This window comes from Bradyrhizobium sp. FW305-F6 (assembly GCF_058782905.1).
Genome location: NZ_JBYSYD010000006.1, coordinates 114,907 through 133,572, shown reverse-complemented (window position 1 = coordinate 133,572; position 18,666 = coordinate 114,907). Strand labels below are relative to the sequence as shown.

Annotated in this window: 16 protein-coding genes; 5 read left to right on the top strand and 11 right to left on the bottom strand. The window is 66.0% G+C overall.

Translation table 11 applies throughout. From position 1 onward, the window contains the following. Positions 1–32: 32 nt before the first annotated feature. The gene (locus AC3WLX_RS31005) at positions 33–155 is read right to left on the bottom strand and encodes a hypothetical protein (protein WP_492338782.1); all 123 of its coding nucleotides are present in this window, start codon (positions 153–155) and stop codon (positions 33–35) included. 331 nt (positions 156–486) lie between these two features. Further along, complete coding sequence (locus AC3WLX_RS31000; RefSeq protein ID WP_492338781.1) at positions 487–609, bottom strand: hypothetical protein; 123 nt, start codon at positions 607–609, stop codon at positions 487–489. 535 nt (positions 610–1,144) lie between these two features. Between AC3WLX_RS31000 and purD the strand changes: the two genes are divergently transcribed. Then, positions 1,145–2,428, top strand: a complete 1,284-nt coding sequence (purD, locus tag AC3WLX_RS30995; protein WP_492338780.1) for a phosphoribosylamine--glycine ligase — start codon at positions 1,145–1,147, stop codon at positions 2,426–2,428. Between the two features lie 204 nt (positions 2,429–2,632). Next, positions 2,633–3,538, top strand: coding sequence for an alpha/beta fold hydrolase (locus tag AC3WLX_RS30990; protein WP_492338779.1), 906 nt, complete (start codon positions 2,633–2,635; stop codon positions 3,536–3,538). Here the strand turns inward: AC3WLX_RS30990 and tadA are convergent. Continuing rightward, positions 3,535–3,963, bottom strand: coding sequence for a tRNA adenosine(34) deaminase TadA (gene tadA, locus AC3WLX_RS30985; protein WP_291631067.1), 429 nt, complete (start codon positions 3,961–3,963; stop codon positions 3,535–3,537). The two genes, AC3WLX_RS30990 and tadA, sit on opposite strands and share 4 nt — an antisense overlap. A 151-nt stretch (positions 3,964–4,114) precedes the next feature. Here tadA and AC3WLX_RS30980 point away from each other — a divergent pair, with 151 nt between their 5' ends. Both AC3WLX_RS30980 and rsmD read left to right on the top strand, forming a co-directional pair. Beyond that, positions 4,115–6,196: a pseudouridine synthase gene (locus tag AC3WLX_RS30980; protein ID WP_492338778.1), complete on the top strand. Its 2,082-nt coding sequence runs from the start codon at positions 4,115–4,117 to the stop codon at positions 6,194–6,196. A gap of 174 nt (positions 6,197–6,370) precedes the next feature. Beyond that, the gene (gene rsmD / locus AC3WLX_RS30975; protein WP_291629228.1) at positions 6,371–6,928 is read left to right on the top strand and encodes a 16S rRNA (guanine(966)-N(2))-methyltransferase RsmD; all 558 of its coding nucleotides are present in this window, start codon (positions 6,371–6,373) and stop codon (positions 6,926–6,928) included. Between the two features lie 82 nt (positions 6,929–7,010). Here the strand turns inward: rsmD and mutL are convergent, their stop codons facing one another. The 8 genes from mutL to AC3WLX_RS30935 form a co-directional block, all read right to left on the bottom strand. Further along, positions 7,011–8,825, bottom strand: a complete 1,815-nt coding sequence (mutL, locus tag AC3WLX_RS30970; protein ID WP_492338777.1) for a DNA mismatch repair endonuclease MutL — start codon at positions 8,823–8,825, stop codon at positions 7,011–7,013. Positions 8,826–8,929: 104 nt separating this feature from the next. Next, positions 8,930–9,346: an alternative ribosome rescue aminoacyl-tRNA hydrolase ArfB gene (gene arfB, locus AC3WLX_RS30965; RefSeq protein ID WP_492338776.1), complete on the bottom strand. Its 417-nt coding sequence runs from the start codon at positions 9,344–9,346 to the stop codon at positions 8,930–8,932. Positions 9,347–9,446: 100 nt separating this feature from the next. Continuing rightward, positions 9,447–10,814 carry a M16 family metallopeptidase gene (locus AC3WLX_RS30960; protein ID WP_492338775.1) on the bottom strand — a complete coding sequence of 456 codons (1,368 nt, stop codon included), beginning with the start codon at positions 10,812–10,814 and terminating at the stop codon, positions 9,447–9,449. Beyond that, entirely contained in the window at positions 10,811–12,205 is a 1,395-nt protein-coding gene (locus AC3WLX_RS30955; RefSeq protein ID WP_492338774.1) for a M16 family metallopeptidase, read from the bottom strand. Before AC3WLX_RS30955 ends, AC3WLX_RS30960 begins: the two co-directional genes overlap by 4 nt. A 202-nt stretch (positions 12,206–12,407) precedes the next feature. Next, the gene (locus AC3WLX_RS30950) at positions 12,408–13,130 is read right to left on the bottom strand and encodes a hypothetical protein (RefSeq protein ID WP_492338890.1); all 723 of its coding nucleotides are present in this window, start codon (positions 13,128–13,130) and stop codon (positions 12,408–12,410) included. A gap of 95 nt (positions 13,131–13,225) precedes the next feature. Further along, the gene (gene lspA, locus AC3WLX_RS30945) at positions 13,226–13,720 is read right to left on the bottom strand and encodes a signal peptidase II (RefSeq protein ID WP_492338773.1); all 495 of its coding nucleotides are present in this window, start codon (positions 13,718–13,720) and stop codon (positions 13,226–13,228) included. A gap of 10 nt (positions 13,721–13,730) precedes the next feature. Beyond that, complete coding sequence (ileS, locus tag AC3WLX_RS30940; RefSeq protein ID WP_492338772.1) at positions 13,731–16,730, bottom strand: isoleucine--tRNA ligase; 3,000 nt, start codon at positions 16,728–16,730, stop codon at positions 13,731–13,733. Positions 16,731–16,933: 203 nt separating this feature from the next. Then, the gene (locus tag AC3WLX_RS30935; protein WP_291627435.1) at positions 16,934–17,905 is read right to left on the bottom strand and encodes a bifunctional riboflavin kinase/FAD synthetase; all 972 of its coding nucleotides are present in this window, start codon (positions 17,903–17,905) and stop codon (positions 16,934–16,936) included. 231 nt (positions 17,906–18,136) lie between these two features. Between AC3WLX_RS30935 and AC3WLX_RS30930 the strand changes: the two genes are divergently transcribed. After that, positions 18,137–18,532, top strand: coding sequence for a response regulator (locus AC3WLX_RS30930; protein ID WP_008567674.1), 396 nt, complete (start codon positions 18,137–18,139; stop codon positions 18,530–18,532). Positions 18,533–18,666: the final 134 nt, after the last annotated feature.

Sequence of the window (18,666 nt, the reverse complement as noted above, 5' to 3'; positions counted from 1 at the left end):
GAAGACTGTCGCACCTCACAGAAACGTGACCCTCAAGCACGGGTCCGCCTCGCCAGCGCAATGACGATCACGATCGCGACCGCGGCCGCGATTGCCCAGGCGCCATCAGCGCTGATGCTCGCACCCCAGAGATTGACCAGAAGTTTGTCCGACATGACGAAGCTCTCCATTGAAAAAAACTTGAAGAGCGATTCGTCGGGGGCCGTTTGAGAAGGCGTTATTCGCCAAATCGTGTCAAATGACTGACACAGTGCGCCCAATTTCCCCAGGTAGACTAGGTACTTAGGAAATCGCGCTGACACACGGACTCGAATTCCGAGATCGCTATACTGGTAATGATCTTGATTCCGTTACGGTTTTTCAGATTCATTCCCGCACCACATTCCTTGGCAAGGAAGAGCGGATTCCGGTCTCGTGACTGACAAAGGCCTGCAAATTCAACGGCGCACCGCTTCCAGGGATGGAGCGATGTTACCCGGAAATTTTTCAGAAGCGGTAGAATGCGAGCAGCATCGCCACCACGCCGACGGCAGCGACGATTCCAATGACACCTTGAGCGCTCACGCGGCAGCCCCAGAAGTCGAACTCGAATTTCGGTAGATCGGACATGGCACAGCTCTCCATTAAGGAAGTTCAGAGCTGATTTGCCGTGGGCAGAAATATGTGGCCGAAACCGTGACTCACGCGCAAGGGGCCAATTGAGGAAAAGCTCAAATAAACCCCGATTCTTGTCTAGGAATATGCGTATCCGAATGTTTTGCGATGACATTGCGAATTGGCACCGCCGAGTTGCGGATTGATATCTACATTCGTGATGGTTGGAATCTACATTCCGTAGCGATGAAGAATTGCGATCGTCGGGTGATTCGCGCGGCTCCAGCGGTATTCACGATCCCAAATGCGCTGAACCAAAAGGCAAGCCTGTACTCGCCGATCACGTAACAAGTTCTGAAAATCCGATAAAAAATATCAGTGATGCCCATCCTTAGATAAGGTTAGCGCGGCTCGCGTTCTGTGGCGAATCTGATCGTGTTAGTTGTTGCTGCCGTCCGGAATGATGGGGAGCGCGGCGCAAGCCCCCCTTCACACCCGCCCCGATTCATGCGACCTCCGCCCCTAGCCACCCCCTCATCCTGAGCCCTCGATGCACATTCTCCTGCTCGGTTCCGGCGGCCGCGAACATGCTCTGGCGTGGAAGATCGCTGCCTCCCCCCTGGTGACCAAATTCTGGTGCGCGCCCGGCAATGCCGGCATCGCCAGGGAGGCGGAGTGCGTGGCGCTCGATGTCGCCGACCATGCCGCGGTGATCGACTTCTGCAAGCAGAACGCGGTCGAGCTCGTGGTGGTCGGGCCGGAGACGCCGCTGGCGGCCGGCATCGTCGATGATCTCACGGCTAGCGGCATCAAGGCGTTCGGGCCGAGCAAGGTGGCGGCCCAGCTCGAAAGCTCCAAGGGGTTCACCAAGGCGCTGTGCACCGAGTTCGGCATTCCGACCGGCGCCTACAAGCGATTCACCAATGCCGATGACGCGCGCGCCTATGTGCAGAGCCAGGGCGCGCCGATCGTGGTCAAGGCCGATGGTCTCGCCGCCGGCAAGGGCGTCGTCGTTGCGAAAACCGTGCGCGAGGCCGAGGATGCCATCGCCATGATGTTCGAGGGCGCCTTTGGCGAAGCCGGCGCGGAGGTGGTGATCGAGGAGTTTCTGCCCGGCCGCGAGATCAGCTTCTTTGCGTTGTGCGACGGTGACACCGCGATTCCGCTCGCCTCGGCGCAGGACCACAAGCGCGTGTTCGACCACGATGTCGGCCCGAACACCGGCGGCATGGGCGCCTATTCGCCGACGCCGCTGGTCACGCCCGCCATCCACGACGCGATCATGGCGAAGATCATCCTGCCGACGGTGGCGGGCATGAAGCAGCGCGGCACGCCGTTCCGCGGCGTGCTCTATGCCGGCATCATGCTGACGACGCAGGGGCCAAAGCTGTTCGAGTTCAACGTCCGCTTCGGCGATCCTGAATGCCAGGTGCTGATGCTACGCATGATGAGCGACCTCGTGCCGGCGCTGCTCGCCGCCTGCGACGGGCAGCTGAAGAACTTTGATCTCCGCTGGCACAAGGAAGCCGCGATCACCGTGGTGATGGCGGCCAAGGGCTATCCCGGCGACTATCAAAAAGGGACTCGCATCGAGGGGCTCGAGGAAGCTGCCAAGGTCGAGACGGTCGAGATCTTCCATGCCGGCACGGTGGCGAAGGACGGCGCGATCCTCGCCAATGGCGGCCGCGTGCTCAACGTCTGCGCGCTGGGGACAACCGTGACGGAGGCGCAAGCCCGCGCCTACCAGGCCGTCGACCGCATCCGCTGGCCGGAGGGTTTCTGCCGCCGCGACATCGGCTGGCAGGCGGTGGAGGCGGAGAAGGCCAAAAATTAGCGCGTCGCGCCGGATCGGGCCCGCCACCGCGTCGATCCGGAATCTCGCGTTCACGTCACCGCGCCGCCATATCAGTGTTCCAGAATTTGTAATCGGTTGTTGGGGTTAGTGGCCCCGACGATAATACCGGTACTGTGCATGGGGTTGTTTTCGAACTTTCGTTCGTCGAACGGCCCCGCGACCGACCCATAAGGATGCAACAAGATGTCCGACCTCGCCGACCTCTATCCGGGCTTCGCGGCCGAATGGATCGACACCGCCTTCGGCCGCATCTTCGCCCGCGTCGGCGGCAAGGGCCCGCCGCTGCTGCTGCTGCACGGCTTCTCCGAGACCCATGTGATGTGGCACCAGGTGGCGCCCGAGCTCGCGGAAGCCTTCACGCTGATCATCGCCGACCTGCCGGGCTATGGCTGGTCCGACATGCCCGCCAGCGACGCGCTGCACATCCCCTACAGCAAGCGCGCCATGGCGAAAGCCATGGTCGAGGTCATGGAGCGGCTCGGCCACGTGCACTTCGCGCTCGCCGGCCACGACCGCGGCGGCCGCGTGTCGTACCGGCTGGCGCTCGATCATCCCGGCCGGCTGTCCAAGCTCGCCGTGCTCGATATCCTGCCGACCTATGATTACTGGGAGCGGATGAACCGCGCCTACGCCCTGAAGATCTGGCACTGGGCCTTCCTGGCGCAGCCCTACCCGCTGCCGGAGACGCTGATCTCCGGCCAGGGCGAGTTCTTCCTGCGCTTCAAGATGGCGAGCCAGACCAAATCGAAGACGCTGGACGCCATCGACCCGCGCGCTCTCGAGCATTACCTCGCCCCGTTCCGCGATCCCGCCCGCATCCACGCCATGTGCGAGGACTACCGCGCCGGCGCCACTTTCGACTACGATCTCGACAAGGCCGACTTCGAGGCCGGCAAGAAGATCACGATCCCGATGCTGGCGCTGTGGGGCAATGCCGGCGTGGCCCAGGCCGCAGCGACGCCGCTCGACACGTGGAAGCGATGGGCCACGAATGTCGCCGGCATGCCGGTCGAGTCCGGCCACTTCCTCACCGAGGAGAATCCGGAGGTGACCGCGAGGGCGCTGCGCGAGTTCTTCGCGGCAGGCTAACGCCGCTCGCGAAAGAACTCCCTCAGCAGCCGCGCCGCCTCGCTCTCGCCGACGCCGGAATAGACCTCCGGCGCGTGGTGGCAGGTCGGCGCGGCGAAGAACCGCACGCCCGAGTCCACCGCGCCGCCCTTGGGATCGGCCGCGCCGTAATAGAGCCGCCGCACCCTTGCAAACGAGATTGCGCCCGCACACATGGTGCAGGGCTCCAGCGTCACGTAGAGGTCGCAGTCGACCAGCCGCTCGCTGCCGATCATTGCGGCGGCCGCGCGCAGCGCGACGATCTCGGCATGGGCGGTCGGATCATGGTCGGTCAGCGTCCGGTTGGCGCCGGTGGCGATCACCTCCTGGTTGCGGACCACCACGCAGCCAACAGGAACCTCGCCGGCCTTTCCGGCAGTTTCGGCCGCCCGAAGCGCCAAATCCATGAAAGAGGGGGCTTTCAAGCCTCGTATCATCGCCAGAAACCTGCTATCAGCTCCGCCTTCAGCAAGAGTGGATACCGATTTTGCCTGAGCATGCCGCTCGCAGCGAGCGCGCACAATGCTCATCGCACGACCCCCGCAAGTGAGATCATTCATGCCTCGCGACAGCGACAAAGACAACGATTCCCGCGGCCGGCGAGGCCCGGCCAAAGGCGGCCGCAGCGGCAAGCCGCGCGGCCCCGAGAAGAAATTCGCCAAGCGCGGCTTCGAGGGCGGTAGCAAGGGCGAGGGTAGGGGCGACCGCGACAGCCGTCCGCCCCGCGGCGACCGCGACAGCCGCCCGTTCCGCCGCCGCGAGGAGGGCGATGCCCCGCGTCGCGATTTTTCCGACCGTCCGCGCTTCAAGCGCGACGACCGCAGCGGCGAGGGTCGCGCCGAGCGCAGCTTCAAGCCGCGCGGCGACCGTCCGTTTTCCGATCGCTCTTCGCGCGATGGCGAGAAGCGGCCGTTCAAGCCGCGCGGTGATCGCCCGTCCCATGGCCGCGACGATCGTCCGCCGCGCAGGGACCGCGACGATGCCCGCGCCGCCGGCCGCTCCAGCGACCGGAAGTTCGGCGACAAGAAGCCCTACGCGCCGCGTGGCGACCGCCCGGAGCGCAAGTTCGACGGCGAGCGGAAATTTTCGCGGGGCGCCCCCGATCGCAGCGATCGTCCGCGTGATTTCGGCGACCGCCCGCGCAGTGGCGAGCGCAGCGAGTCCAAACCCTGGCAGAAGCGCGATGCAGCACCGCGCGGCGACCGGCCGCCGCGCAAGGACTTCAGCAAGGGTCCGCGCAAGGATTTTGGCGACCGTGACCGCAGCGGGGACAAGCCCTGGCAGAAGCGCGAAGGCAGCGAGGATCGTCCCCGCTTCTCCCGTTCGCGCGACGATCGTCCGTCGGGCGAACGTCCGTTTCGCGAACGGCCCAAATTCGATCGCCCGCGCGATGATCGTCCGAAATTCGATCGGCCCCGTCGCGACGGCGATGGCGAGCGTGGCGGCGACCGTCCGAAATTCAACCGTCCTCGTGAACGCTCGGAGGGCCGCTCCGACTGGCACGAGCATCCGCGCAGCGAAGGCCGTTTCGGCGATCGTCCGCGCCGCGAAAACGAGGATGAGAGCAGAATTTTCGAGAAGCGCCCCGCCTTCGGCGGCCGCGGTGCCTATCGCCAGCGCGATCGTGATGTCGAGGGCCGGCCGCGCCGCGAAGATGCACCGAAGCCGAAGAAGGCCGGCGAGCGCATCGCCAAGGCGCTGGCCCGTGCGGGGCTCGCCTCGCGCCGCGACGCCGAGGAAATGGTCACGCAGGGCCGCATCACCGTCAACGGCCGCGTCATCAACTCGCCGGCGCTCGACATCACCAAGAACGACGTCGTCCTGGTCGACGGCAAGCCGTTGCCAGAGCGGGAGCGCACGCGGCTGTTCCTCTACCACAAGCCGCGCGGTCTGATGACGACGCATGACGACCCCGAGGGGCGTCCGACCGTGTTCGACAATCTGCCCGAAGGCCTGCCGCGCCTCATCAGCGTCGGCCGGCTCGACTTCAACACCGAAGGCCTCTTGCTGCTCACCAATGACGGCGGCCTCGCACGCACGCTCGAGCTGCCCGACACCGGCTGGCTGCGCCGCTACCGCGTCCGCGCCCATGGCGACGTCACCCAGGCGCAGCTCGACGAGCTCAAGAACGGCATCGAGATCGAGGGCGTCAAATACGGGCCGATCGAGGCGACGCTGGAGCGCGACCAGGGCGCCAATGTCTGGCTGGTGTTCGCGATCCGCGAAGGCAAGAACCGCGAGGTGCGCAACGTCTGCGCTCATCTCGGCCTCGAGGTGAACCGGCTGATCCGCGTCTCCTACGGCCCGTTCCAGCTCGGCGAGGTCCCCGAAGGACAGGTCGAGGAGGTTCGCTCGCGCGTGCTGCGCGAGCAGCTCGGCGAGAAGGTGATCGAGAAGTCGGGCGCGCAGTTCGATGTCCCCTCGAAATCAGCGCGCGTCGATGATGCGCCGGCCGAAAAGAAGCCCGCCACCAAGCGCGCCGTCATCAACGACCGCAAGGGCCGCCGCGTGCTGGTGCAGCGCACCGGCAGCGAGGAGGCGCGCGAGCGCAACGAGCTGGAAGCAGGCGGCTACGGCCCGCCGCGCCGTCCCAAGCGCGGCTATCACGGCAAGCGCGACCTGACGCCGCGGGAGGATTGAGGTGGAGCATGGTCATTCGCTCCGCACGATCTCGTTCCCTCCCCCCTTGTGGGGGAGGGTTAGGGAGGGGGGTACCCCACGGGAGGTCTGTGCGCGTGGCACCCCCTTCCCCAACCCTTCCCCACAAGGGGGAAGGGAGCGCACCTTCCGTGCCAGAAAGATGTGGGCCTCATAATGCGCGTCGTCGGCGGTCGTTTGAAGGGGCGCAATCTCGCCTCACCGTCCTCGCGCGACATCCGCCCGACGGCGGACCGGCTGCGCGAGTCCGTGTTCAACATCCTCGTGCATGCCTATGACGATCCGATTCCCGACGCGCGCGTGCTCGATCTCTTCGCCGGCACCGGCGCGCTCGGCATCGAGGCGTCGTCACGCGGGGCGAAGTTCGTTCTGTTCGTCGACAACGGTGCGGAGGCACGGGCTCTGCTGCGCAACAATGTCGAGGCGCTCGGCCTCGGCGGCGTCACCAAGGTGTACCGCCGCGATGCCACCGACCTCGGCCCGGCGCATCCCGTCGAGCCGTTCTCGCTGGTGTTCCTCGACCCGCCCTACGGCAAGGGCTTTGCCGAAAAGGCGCTCGCGTCCTTGCGCGACGGCGGCTGGCTCACCCCGGGCGCGCTGCTGGTGGTCGAGGAGGCCAAGGCCGCGCAGTTCGCGACGCCGGACGGATATGAGGAGCTGGAGCGGCGGGCTTATGACGACACGGAGTTCGTGTTTTTGCGTAGGGCGGATTAGCGAAGCGTAATCCGCCACTGTCTGTCACCGCGGAAGCAGAAGAGGTGGATTACGCCTTCGGCCAATTCACACTACCGCATCGTCACCTCCGTCCGAACAGCTTCTCCACGTCGCTCAGCTTCAGCTCGACATAGGTCGGCCGGCCGTGATTGCACTGGCCGGAGTTCGGCGTGTCCTCCATCTCGCGGAGCAGGGCGTTCATCTCCTCCGGCCGCAAGCGGCGGCCGGCGCGCACCGAGCCGTGACAGGCCATGGTCGCCGCGACGTGCATCAGGCGGCGCTCCAGCGGCAGCGCTTCGTCCCATTCGGCCATGTGCTCGGAGAGATCGCGCAGCAGGCCGCCGGCATTGGTCTTGCCGAGCAGCGACGGCGTCTCGCGCACCGCGACCGCGCCGGGGCCGAAGGACTCGATGGCAAGGCCGAACGATGCGAGCTCCTCGCTGCGCTCCAGCAGGCGCTCCACCGTCGCCTCGTCCATCTCGACGATCTCGGGGATCAGCAGGATCTGCCGCTGCACGCCGTTGGCGGCCAGCGAGGCCTTCAGCCGCTCGTAGACGATGCGCTCATGTGCGGCGTGCTGGTCGACGATGATGAGGCCGTCGCGGGTCTGCGAGACGATATAGGTCTCGTGGATCTGGGTACGCGCCGCGCCGAGTGGGCGGTCGACGAGATCGCCGGCGGGCTGGCTCTCGATCCGCACGTCCGCGCTGGGCGCGCCGACGTCGAAGGCGGCCTGCGCGCGCTCGGCGAAAGCGGGCGCCGCAGCGCCTTCGAATGACGGCAACGGCGCAACCGGGGCGGCGGGCGAGGCCCGCCAGTCCCAGCTTGCCGGACGCTGCGGCGTGAAGGCCGGGCGGAGCGCAGACAATGCGCTCTCGCCACTGTTGGCCGCGGTGCGTCGGCCCTCGCGTGCGAGAGCTTCTTTCAATCCGTGCACGATCAGCGCGCGCACGAGGCCGGCATTGCGGAAGCGCACCTCGGTCTTGGCCGGATGCACGTTGGCGTCGACCTCGCGCGGGTCGAGCGTGACGAACAGCGCCAGCACCGGATGGCGGTCGCGCGGCAGATAGTCGGAATAGGCCGCGCGCACCGCGCCCAGGATCAGCTTGTCGCGGACCGGCCGGCCGTTGACGAAGAGATATTGCCCGAGCGCGTTGGCCTTCGTCAGCGCCGGCGCCGCGGCGTAGCCGGCGACGACGACGCCCTCGCGCTCGGCATGGACTTCGATCGCGTGACTGCGGAATTCGGCACCGAGAATGTCCCCGAGCCGCGTCAGGCGGCCCGCGGTGCCCGGCAGCGCCGCGGCCCAGGTCACCGGCGCGCGCTCCTCGCCCGCGAGCGTGAATGCAATGTCGGGCCGCGCCATCGCAAGCCGCCGCACCACCTCGCGGATCGCTTCCGCCTCGGTGCGGTCGGTCTTCAGGAACTTCAGCCGCGCCGGCGTCGCATAGAAGAGGTCGCCGACCTCGACGCGGGTGCCATGCGCCAGCGCCGCCGGCATGATCTCGGACTTCTCGCCGCCTTCGACGGTCAGTGCCCAGGCATGCGGCTCGCTGGCATGCCGCGTGGTGATGGAGAGCCGCGCCACCGACCCGATCGACGGCAGCGCTTCGCCGCGGAAACCGAGGGTGCGGATCTGCAGCAAATCCTCGTCGTCGAGCTTGGAGGTGGCGTGGCGCTCGACGGCGAGGGCGAGATCCTTCGCGGTCATGCCGCCGCCGTCATCGGTGATGCCGATCCGCCGCCGCCCGCCGCCGTCGGTGAAGACGTCGATCCGGCTTGCGCCGGCATCGATGGCGTTCTCGACCAGCTCCTTGACCACGCTGGCGGGGCGCTCGACCACCTCGCCGGCGGCGATGCGGTTGACGACCTGTTCTGGAAGCTGGCGGACGGGCATGGGGGACTCGGTAGACGTTCAGGCCGCCAATCTAGTCCTGCCGACGTCCGATTGCATGGGGCATGTCCGAGCTGCCCACATGCTGTCTCCCCTGGAACAGCTTGCTAGTCCTCGAAGCGGCCGCCGCGCCCGGCCTTGACGTCGCTGCGGCGCTTCTTGCCCTCGAGCCGGCGCTGCTTGGAGCCGTAGGTCGGCTTGGTGGCGCGGCGCGGGACTGGCCGCACCATGGCTTCGCGCAGCATCCCGGTCAGGCGATCGATCGCGTCCTGGCGGTTGCGCTCCTGGGTACGGAAGCGCTGGGCGTGGATCACGATCACGCCGTCCTTGGTCATGCGCTGGCCGGCGAGGCGGGCGAGGCGCAGCGCCGCATCCTCCGGGATGGTCAGCTTGCGCGTGTCGAACCTCAATTGCGCCGAGGTCGCGACCTTGTTGACGTTCTGCCCGCCCGGGCCTGAGGCGCGGACAAAGCCGATCTCGATGTCGTCCTCGTCGATGACGAGATCGCGGGATATCCGCAGCATGTGGCCACCAGAAACAGATTCGGGTGCGCACAATAGCGGTTTTGGATGGAGTTCGTCATTCCGGGGTCGATACTGTGCATCGCCCCGGGTTACAGTTGGATCAGTTCGACTTCGTCACCGGCGCCGCCGACGGCTGCGCGGCGGCCTGCGGGGCGCGGCCGACGACGACGGTCAGTAGGCCCTGGCCCCAGAGCCGCTTGGCGACCGCCTTGGCGTCGTCCAGCGTTACGGCCTCGATGATGCCGTTGCGCTTGTCGATATAGTCGATCGGCAGCCTGTCCTGCTGATATTGCAGCAGCGCCTGCGCCAGCTTGGATGAGGTGTCGAGCGCCAGCATCTGCGAGCCCTTGAGGTAGGACTTGGCCTCGTCGAGCTCCTTCTGGGTCGGGCCTTCCTCGGCCATGCGGCGCACTTCCTTGTCGATGGCATCGATGGTGTCACCGGCGCGGTCGGCGCGGGTTCCGGTATTGCCGATGAAGATCGCCGAATGCTCCATCCAGAGCAGCGATTCGTACACCGAATAGGCCAGCCCGCGCTTCTCGCGGACCTCGCGATAGAGCCGGGAGGACAACCCGCCGCCGCCGAGGATGTGGTTGACCACGTAAGCTGCCATGAAGCTCGGGTCGCTGCGTTTCACGCCGGGGCCGCCGAAGGTGATCACGGTCTGCGGCACGTCGAGCGTCACGAAAGCGCGTTGCGGCGGCTTGGCGGCCTCGACGTCGGGCACTGGCGTCAGATTGGCCTTGGCGGGCAGGCTGCCGAAGGTGTGGTCGAGCAGCTTGCCGAGGGTCGCCGGATCGACATCGCCGACGACGGCGATCTTCAGCCCGTCCTTTGCGATCACCCGGCCGACATAATCCTTCATGTCGGCGACGGTGATGGTCGGCACGCTGTCGAGATTGCCGTTGGTCTGCCGGCTGTAGGGATGGTCGCCGAAGGCGACCTCCAGGAACTTGCGGCTCGCCAGCGAGGTCGGATTGGTGGTCTCGCGGCGCAGGCCCGAGATGACCTGCGCGCGGATGCGTTCGACATCCGCCGGGTTGAAGTGCGGCGAGGTGAGCGCGCTCCTGAGCAGGTCGAAGGCCTCGTCCTTGTTGTCGCGCAGCATGCGCAGACTGCCCCGGAGGGTGTCGCGGGTGGCGTTGAAGGAGAGTTCGATGGCGCGGCGGTCGAGCCGTTCATGGAACGTCTTGGAATCGAGATCGCCTGAGCCTTCGTCGAGAAGAGAGCCGACCAGATTGGCAACGCCCGGCTTGTCCTTGGGATCCTGCGACGAGCCGCCGGCGAAGGAATATTCCATCGCAATCAGAGGCACGGTTGCGTCCTGCACGAACCAGGCTTCGATGCCGCCCGGCGAGATCAGGTGCTGGATTTTTGCGGCGGCCTGCGACGGGGAGACTGCGGAGAGCGCGAGCGTCGCGCCGGCGGCGACCGTGAATGCGATCCGTCGAAGCATGGGATAGGTCACGAACGCTTCTCCTCGCGCTTGGCGGTGGCGGTGTCCTTGATCAGATAGCCCGTCACCGAACGCTTCTTCTCGAGCCATTTCTGGGCAACCGCGCGGACCTGCTCGGCGGTGACGGCGCGGATGCGATCGGGCCAGCTTCTGATGTCCTCGATCGACAGGCCCGTGGTCAGCGCGCCGCCGTACCAGCGCGCCAGCACAGCCTGGTTGTCCTGGGCGTAGATCGCTTCCGCAATGAGCTGGGTCTTGACCCGCTCCAGATCCTCGGCGCGGATCGGGTCCTGCGCCACGTTGGCGAGGACCCCGTCGACCGCCTGCTCGACCTCCGCGAAGCTGACGCCGGGTTTCGGTGCAGCGGAGATCGCGAACTGGGTCGGGTCGAGCGAGATGCTCGAATAGCTGGCGCTGGCGGAAACCGCCAGCGGCTTGTCGACGACGAGGGCGCGGTAGAGATAGGAATTGCTGCCGCTGCCGATCAGCTGCGCCAGCACGTCGAGGGCCGCGCTCTCGCCGGCCGCGGCGGTGGTCGCCGACGGCACGAGATAATAGCGCCGCATGCTCGGCTGCTCGACCCGCGGGTCAGCCAGCGTGACGGTGCGCGGCGCTGCGGGCTCCGGCTCCTGCGGGCGGACGCGCCGGGCCGGGATCGCGGGCTGGGCGGGGATGGAGCCGAAGTTGCGTTCGACCAGCGGGCGGATTTCGGCGGCGTCGACGTCTCCGGCGATCACGAGGATCGCGTTGTTCGGCGCGTAGAAGCGGCGATAGAAAGCGAGCGCATCCTCCCGATCGAGCTTTTCGATCTCCTGATGCCAGCCGATCACCGGACGCCCATAGGGATGGTTGAGATAGAGCGCGGCCATGATCTGTTCGTTGAGCCGTGCGTCCGGGTTGTTGGCGACGCGCATGTTGTACTCTTCGAGCACGACGTCGCGCTCGGGCAGCACGTTCTCGTCCTTGAGGACGAGGCCGGTCATGCGGTCGGCCTCGAACTCCATCATGGTCGGCAGCTGCTCTTTCGGCACGCGCTGGTAGTAGTTGGTGTAGTCGACCGAGGTCGAGGCGTTCTCGTTGCCGCCGACGCGGAGCACGGTCTGGGAGAACTCGCCGGCCGGATGCTTCGCCGTGCCCTTGAACATCAGATGCTCGAGGAAATGGGCGAGGCCGGACTTGCCCGGCGTCTCGTCGGCCGAGCCGACCTTGTACCAGATCATCTCAGTCACGACGGGGGTGCGGCGATCGGGAATCACCACGACCTGCATGCCGTTGGGAAGCGTGAAGCTGGTGGGCGGAGCCGATGTCACCGTGGTCTGGGCGAGGGCGGGGCCGGCCGAGAGGACACTCGTCGAAAGCAGCGCGGCAAGAAGGCAGGCAGCCGATCGGTATGAGGACATCATGATCCCTGGTGAAATGCCGAGCCCGGATTTCCGGCCCGGAAAGGCACGGCATGGTACACCGTGCAGCTGAGGCTTCGCGTCACGAAGCAGAGAACTCAACGCTTAGGCAAGTTACTGATAAGCAATTTTGAACGGGGCGGGCGGAGATCAGCCGCCGGCCCTCGCTTCGCGTCGGTCAGAATGTCGCGACAGGGCAGGAACGCTATTGTTCCTTGTCCTTGCCGGACATGATGTCGTAGTACATCCGCCGCGACTTGTCGGGCCCGGCGCCATAGGCATAGTTCGGCGACGGCGTCTGGTATCCCGGTGGCGGCTCGACCAGGGACTGGCGCGGCGGCTCCGATGTGAACGGCTTCGACTCGGAGCTGTTGCTGCCCTTCATCATGTTCCACAGACCACCGGTGAAACCGAGCTCGGCGGGGCTCAGCGAGGGGTTGCTGTTGGTGCCCGGCTGAATCGGATCGTTGCTGGTACGGGGGGCTGCGGCGACCTGGCCGGCCTTCATCTCGGTCGGCGTCAGGGGCTGGGCGGCCTGCCAGTTCTCCGTCGCCTTGGTCGCCTTCTTGCGCGCCGCGATGGCTTCCTTGCGGCGCTTTTCCTCGGGGTCCTTGGGCCAGTTCGGCGCCGCCTTGGCTTCGGTCGCAGGCGGCGGCAGATCGAGCTTGGGCGGCACGACCAGCGGCGAGCGCTCGCGGTATTCGATGCCCTTCTTCTCCATGCTCTTGGCGCCGATGCCCGACATCAGATTGTCGATGAGCCTCTCTTCGAAGGTCATATCGTCCTCCTCGTCGTCGTCAGCGGCGCGCGCCGCGCCGGTCGACATGACGAGACCAATGCCGAGCGCGACGGCTGACAATCTCAACGCCCGCCAGACCTCCCGATGGGGGCCTCGAACCATCGAACCGCTGGTCTTCGAGCTGCGCATCACCATACCTGTTCCATATTGTGGCAGATTGCCGCTCAAACGCGGCGAATTGCTCGCAAAAACGGGTTCCACCTGCCGGTCCGTATCGGCCGGGATCAGGGCGCTTTTGCGGCGGGTACCCCCAGGAAGGAATCATACAATAGCGCCGCCACCCCAGCAACGATGGCCACGTCGGCAAGGTTGAACACGTACCAATTATATGTATTTCCGGCGATCTCGATATGGAACAAGGCGAAATCGACAACCGCGCCGTGGAGCAGGCGGTCGATGCCGTTGCCGATCGCCCCGCCGATGATCAGCCCGAGCGCAACCGTGACCAAGCGCGTGTGCGAGCGGGCCATCCAGATCGCAAGGGCGACCACGGCGAGGACCTTGACCGCCATCAGCGCCAGCTGCGCCGCCTGGCTGTCGTTCTGAAGCCAACCGAAGCTGATGCCGATATTCCAGGCCAGCACCAGGTCGAAGAACGGCGTCACCCGCACCGCGCCCCGATGGGCGAGGTCGAACACGTGGAGCAGCCAGAGCTTCGAGGCCTGGTCGGCCACCAGCGTGACCAGGGCCGCGAGAATTCCGGCGCGGAGCGGGGTCATGGGCTACCGATCAGACGCTCACCCCAAGCGCCTTCCATTCGCGCAGCGCCTTGGCGTCGCGCGGGGTGACGTCGGGGTATTCTGGGTCCTCGCCGACGCTCGGCGAAATCTTCCAGGAGCGGGCGCATTTCGTGCCGACCGCCTTCTCCACCACGACCGCGACGCCGGGGACGGCATCGAGGCGGAACGCCGATGCCGGCGCCTCGCCCTCACGCACCTCGTAGTTCGAGGTGATGCAGATCTCGGCGAGGTCGGTGTCGAACAGCGTCATCAGCATGCCGCGGTCGGCGACATAGATCACCGGCGAAGCCTCGAGCGAGGAGCCGATGTTCTTGGCGGCGCGTTCCAGCTCGAGCGCGCCGGTGACGACGCGGCGGACGTTGCGAATGGTCTCCCACTTCGCGGCGAGCTTGTCGTTGCGATAGTTTTCGAGGTCGGTCGGGAACAGCGTCAGATGCACGGACGGCTCGGCGTCTGGCCGGTACATGCGCCAGGCTTCCTCCGCGGTGAAGCTCAGGATCGGCGCGAGCCATTTCAGGATCGAGGCGCAGAGCAGGTCAATGGTGGTCAGCGCCGCCTTGCGCGTCACCGACGATGGCGGTTCGCAATACAGCGTGTCCTTGCGGATGTCGAAGTAGAACGCTGAGAGCTCGCTGTTCAGGAAGGCGGACAGGATCGCGACCACGCTCTTGTAGTCGAACTCGCGGTAGGCCTTGTCGATCGCGGCGGCGCGCACCGACAGCTCGTGCAGCATCAGCCGCTCGAGTTCGGGCATCTCGGCGGGCGCAACTGCGTCGGCCGGCTTGTAATGATGCAGCGTGCCGAGCATCCAGCGCACGGTGTTGCGCAGCTTGCGATAGGTCTCGACGGTGTTCTTCAGGATCTCGGGGCCGATGCGCTGGTCGTCGGTGTAGTCGCTGGACGCAACCCAGAGCCTCAGGATGTCGGCGCCGGATTCCTTGATGACGGACTGCGGCTCGATGGTGTTGCCGAGCGACTTCGACATCTTGCGGCCGTCCTCGGCCTGCGTGAAGCCGTGGGTCAGCACGATGTCGTAGGGCGCGCGGCCGCGCGTGCCGCAGCTTTCCAGCAGCGAGGAATGGAACCAGCCGCGATGCTGGTCCGAGCCTTCCAGATACATCACGGTGTCGGTGCCGCCGTCGGCCTTGCGCTTGATGCCCGACAGCCCCGGGAAATGCACGGGGTCTTCGAGCACGAAAGCGTGGGTCGAGCCGGAATCGAACCAGACGTCGAGGATGTCGTCGACCTTGTGCCAGTCCTCGCTGGCGCGGGGCCCAAGGAAGCGCTCGCGCGCGCCCGTCGCGTACCAGGCGTCGGCGCCTTCCTTCTCGAACGCTTCGCCGATGCGCGCATTGACGGCCTCGTCCTGGAGGATCTCGGCGGAGCCGTCGCCCTTCTCGCGCACGAACACGGCGATCGGCACGCCCCAGGCGCGCTGGCGCGAGATCACCCAGTCAGGCCGCGCCTCGATCATGCCGTTGATGCGGTTCTCGCCCGACGGCGGCACCCATTGCGTCACCGAGATCGCATGTAGCGCGCGGGCGCGCAGCGTGTCGCCGCTCTTCGTCTTGCCGCCCACCGCGATATCCTTGTCCATCGCAATGAACCATTGCGGCGTGTTGCGGAAGATCACCGGCTTCTTGGAGCGCCAGGAGTGCGGATATTGATGCTTCAGCCGTCCGCGCGCGAGCAGCATGCCTTTCTCGACGAGCGCCTTGATCACGGCCTCGTTGGCGTCGCCCTTCTCGCCCTTGTCGGTGATGACGCGCTTGCCGGCAAAGCCGGGCGCATGATCGGTGTAGGCGCCGTTCTCGTCGACGGTGTAGGGGATCGCGGTGTTGATGCCGCGCGCATCGAGATCGCGGGCCTGCGCCGTCCAGACGTCGAAGTCCTCGCGGCCGTGGCCGGGCGCCGTGTGCACGAAGCCGGTGCCGGTGTCGTCGGTGACGTGATCGCCGGGCAATAGCGGCACGATGAAGTCGTAGCCGCCGCCAACGCCCTTGAGCGGATGGGCGCATTCGATCGCGTCCATGGTATCGCCGGGAACGTCGCGGACCTTCTCATAGGCCGTCACCCGCGCCTGCTTGAACACTTCCTCTGCGAGCGCATCGGCGAGGATCAGCAGATCGCCGGTCTTGGTCCAATTGTCGGCCGGCGCGTCCGTCACCTTGTAGAGGCCGTACGCGATCTTTGGCGAGAACGAGATGGCGCGGTTGCCGGGCAGCGTCCAGGGTGTCGTGGTCCAGATCACGACGCTTGCGGAAGCAAGCGCACCGTGCGCGGGTGAGGTCACCGGGAATTTCACCCACACCGTATCGGAGGTGTGGTCCTCGTACTCCACCTCGGCTTCGGCGAGCGCGGTCTTCTCGACCACGCTCCACATCACCGGCTTGGAGCCCCGGTACAGCGTGCCGTTGGCAGCAAACTTCATCAGCTCGCGTGCGATCTGGGCTTCGGCCGGATAGCTCATGGTGGCGTAGGGATGGTCCCAATCGCCGATCACGCCGAGGCGCTTGAACTCCTCGCGCTGCACGCCGAGCCAATGCGTGGCGTAGGCGCGGCACTCCTTGCGGAAATCGATCATGGCGGCCGAGTCGCGGAAGTCGGGCTTCTGCTTGCCCTTCTTGCGATAGTGCTCCTCCTCGACCTTCCACTCGATCGGCAGGCCGTGACAGTCCCAGCCCGGCACGTAGTTGGAATCGAAGCCGAGCATCTGCTGGCTCTTGGTGACGAGATCCTTGAGGATCTTGTTCAGCGCCGTGCCGATATGGATGTTGCCGTTCGCATAGGGCGGGCCGTCATGCAGCACGAACTTGGCGCGGCCTTTCGCAACTTGGCGCAGCTTCTCGTAGAGGCCGATCTCGTACCACCGCTTGAGGATCTCCGGCTCGCGCTGCGGCAGGCCGGCGCGCATCGGGAATTCCGTCTGCGGCAGGAACAGGGTTTTCGAATAATCCTTGGCTTCGGACTTTTGCGGTTTTTCGGACATGAGGCTGACTGGCTCGGAAAGGGCGCGGGACGGATGGCGATGCGGAATCGCGGGTGAAACGACGAAATCCCGGTCTTGCGCCGAGCCTTGAAGCTCAGGCGGAAGCCGGGCCGCTAATCCCTATGATGCGCCGCGCAAACATGGGCTCTCCATAGCAGGGGGGCGGAGGAAGCGCAAAGGTTCGGGTTGGCCCGGTGACGGGCTCAATCAATCACGCCCAGCCGCGGGAATGCGTCCGGATGGGCGGCCAGGATGGCGCGGGCGCGGGCGGAATCGTCGTCCATCTGGCGGATCAGGGCCTCCAGACCATCGAATTTCAGCTCCTCGCGGATGAAGCCGATGAAGGCGCAGTCGAGCGCCTGCCCGTAGAGGTCGCCCTTGAAGTCGAACAGGAAGATTTCCAGCAACGGGGCGCCATTGTCGAAGGTCGGGCGGCGGCCGAAGCTGGCCACCCCGTCCAGGCGCTCGGTCCCCCGGCCGACCCGCACCGCGTAGATGCCGTGCTTCAGTCCGCAATTGGCGTCGAGGCGAATGTTGGCGGTGGGATAGCCAAGGTCGCGGCCGCGCTTCTCGCCATGGATCACCTCGCCGGTGATGAACCAGGGCGCGCCCAGCATCGTGGTGGCCTCGTTCAGCTCGCCCTCGGCGAGGGCGATCCGGATCGCGCTGGAGGACACCGGCCGTTCGTCGATGTCGACATGCGGTTGCACGTCGACCTCGATCCCGAGCCGGGGCGCCTCGTTGACGAGAAGGCTCGGCGAGCCCACCCGCCCCTTGCCGAAATGGAAGTCGTAGCCGACGGCGATGCCGCTCACGCCGAGCCGCCCGATCAGGTCATGGTGAATGAAATCTTGCGCGCTGGTTCCGGCCCGTGCCTTGTCGAAGGTCATCACCACCGCCCCGGCAAGCCCGGTGCCGGCCAAAAGGCGCAGCTTGGCCCGTTCGTCCGTCAGGCGGAATTGCGGGGTGTTGGGGCTGAAAAACCGCCGCGGATGGGGCTCGAAGGTCAATGCCAGCGCGGGGCGGCCATGGGTCCGGCCCATCTCCAGGGCAGCCGCGATCACGGCGCGATGGCCGAGATGAACGCCATCGAAATTGCCCATGGCGACCACGGCGCCCCTCGGAATCGCGGAATCCGGCGTGGTGTCGCGGATAACGGTAAAAGGCGGAGCCATCAGGGGAATTCTCGAACCGGGGCAGGACTGGCCCGGACCGTGGCGCGACCGGGCTTGCGAAGTCAAGCGGGCGGAGCGGACGCCTTGAACATGATTTCAGTCCTTCGAAGGGGTCCGCAGTTAACGCGCTGTTTAAGGCCTTGATGCTAGTGCTTGAGACGTGGAACTGCCGGGCACCGGGCTTGGCGGATCCGATCCTAATAGTCCTTGGTTTGCGTTGGGGGAGTCGAGATGGCGGTTGATTTGTCGATGCCGGTTCTGGTGGTGGATGACTACAGCACCATGATCCGTATCATCCGGAATCTGCTGAAGCAGCTTGGCTTCGAGAATATCGATGATGCCAGCGATGGTTCGGCAGCGCTGAACAAGATGCGCGGCAAGAAGTACGGGCTCGTGATTTCCGACTGGAACATGGAGCCGATGACGGGCTACGACCTCCTGCGCGAAGTCCGCGCGGATCCGAACCTCGCCACCACGCCGTTCATCATGATCACGGCGGAATCCAAGACCGAGAACGTGATCGCGGCCAAGAAGGCCGGCGTGAACAACTACATCGTCAAGCCGTTCAACGCGGCGACGCTGAAGACCAAGATCGAGGCAGTCTTCCCGGACATGGCGAGCGCGTAAAGCCCGCCAGGGTTTCGGCTGAATTCGCAAGGCCCGGGCTCGTCCCGGGCGTTTTGCGTCATTCCGCGGCGCCCGAAGGGCGAACCCGGACTCTCGAGATTTCCGGGTCAAGTGCTGCGCGCTGGCCCGGATTG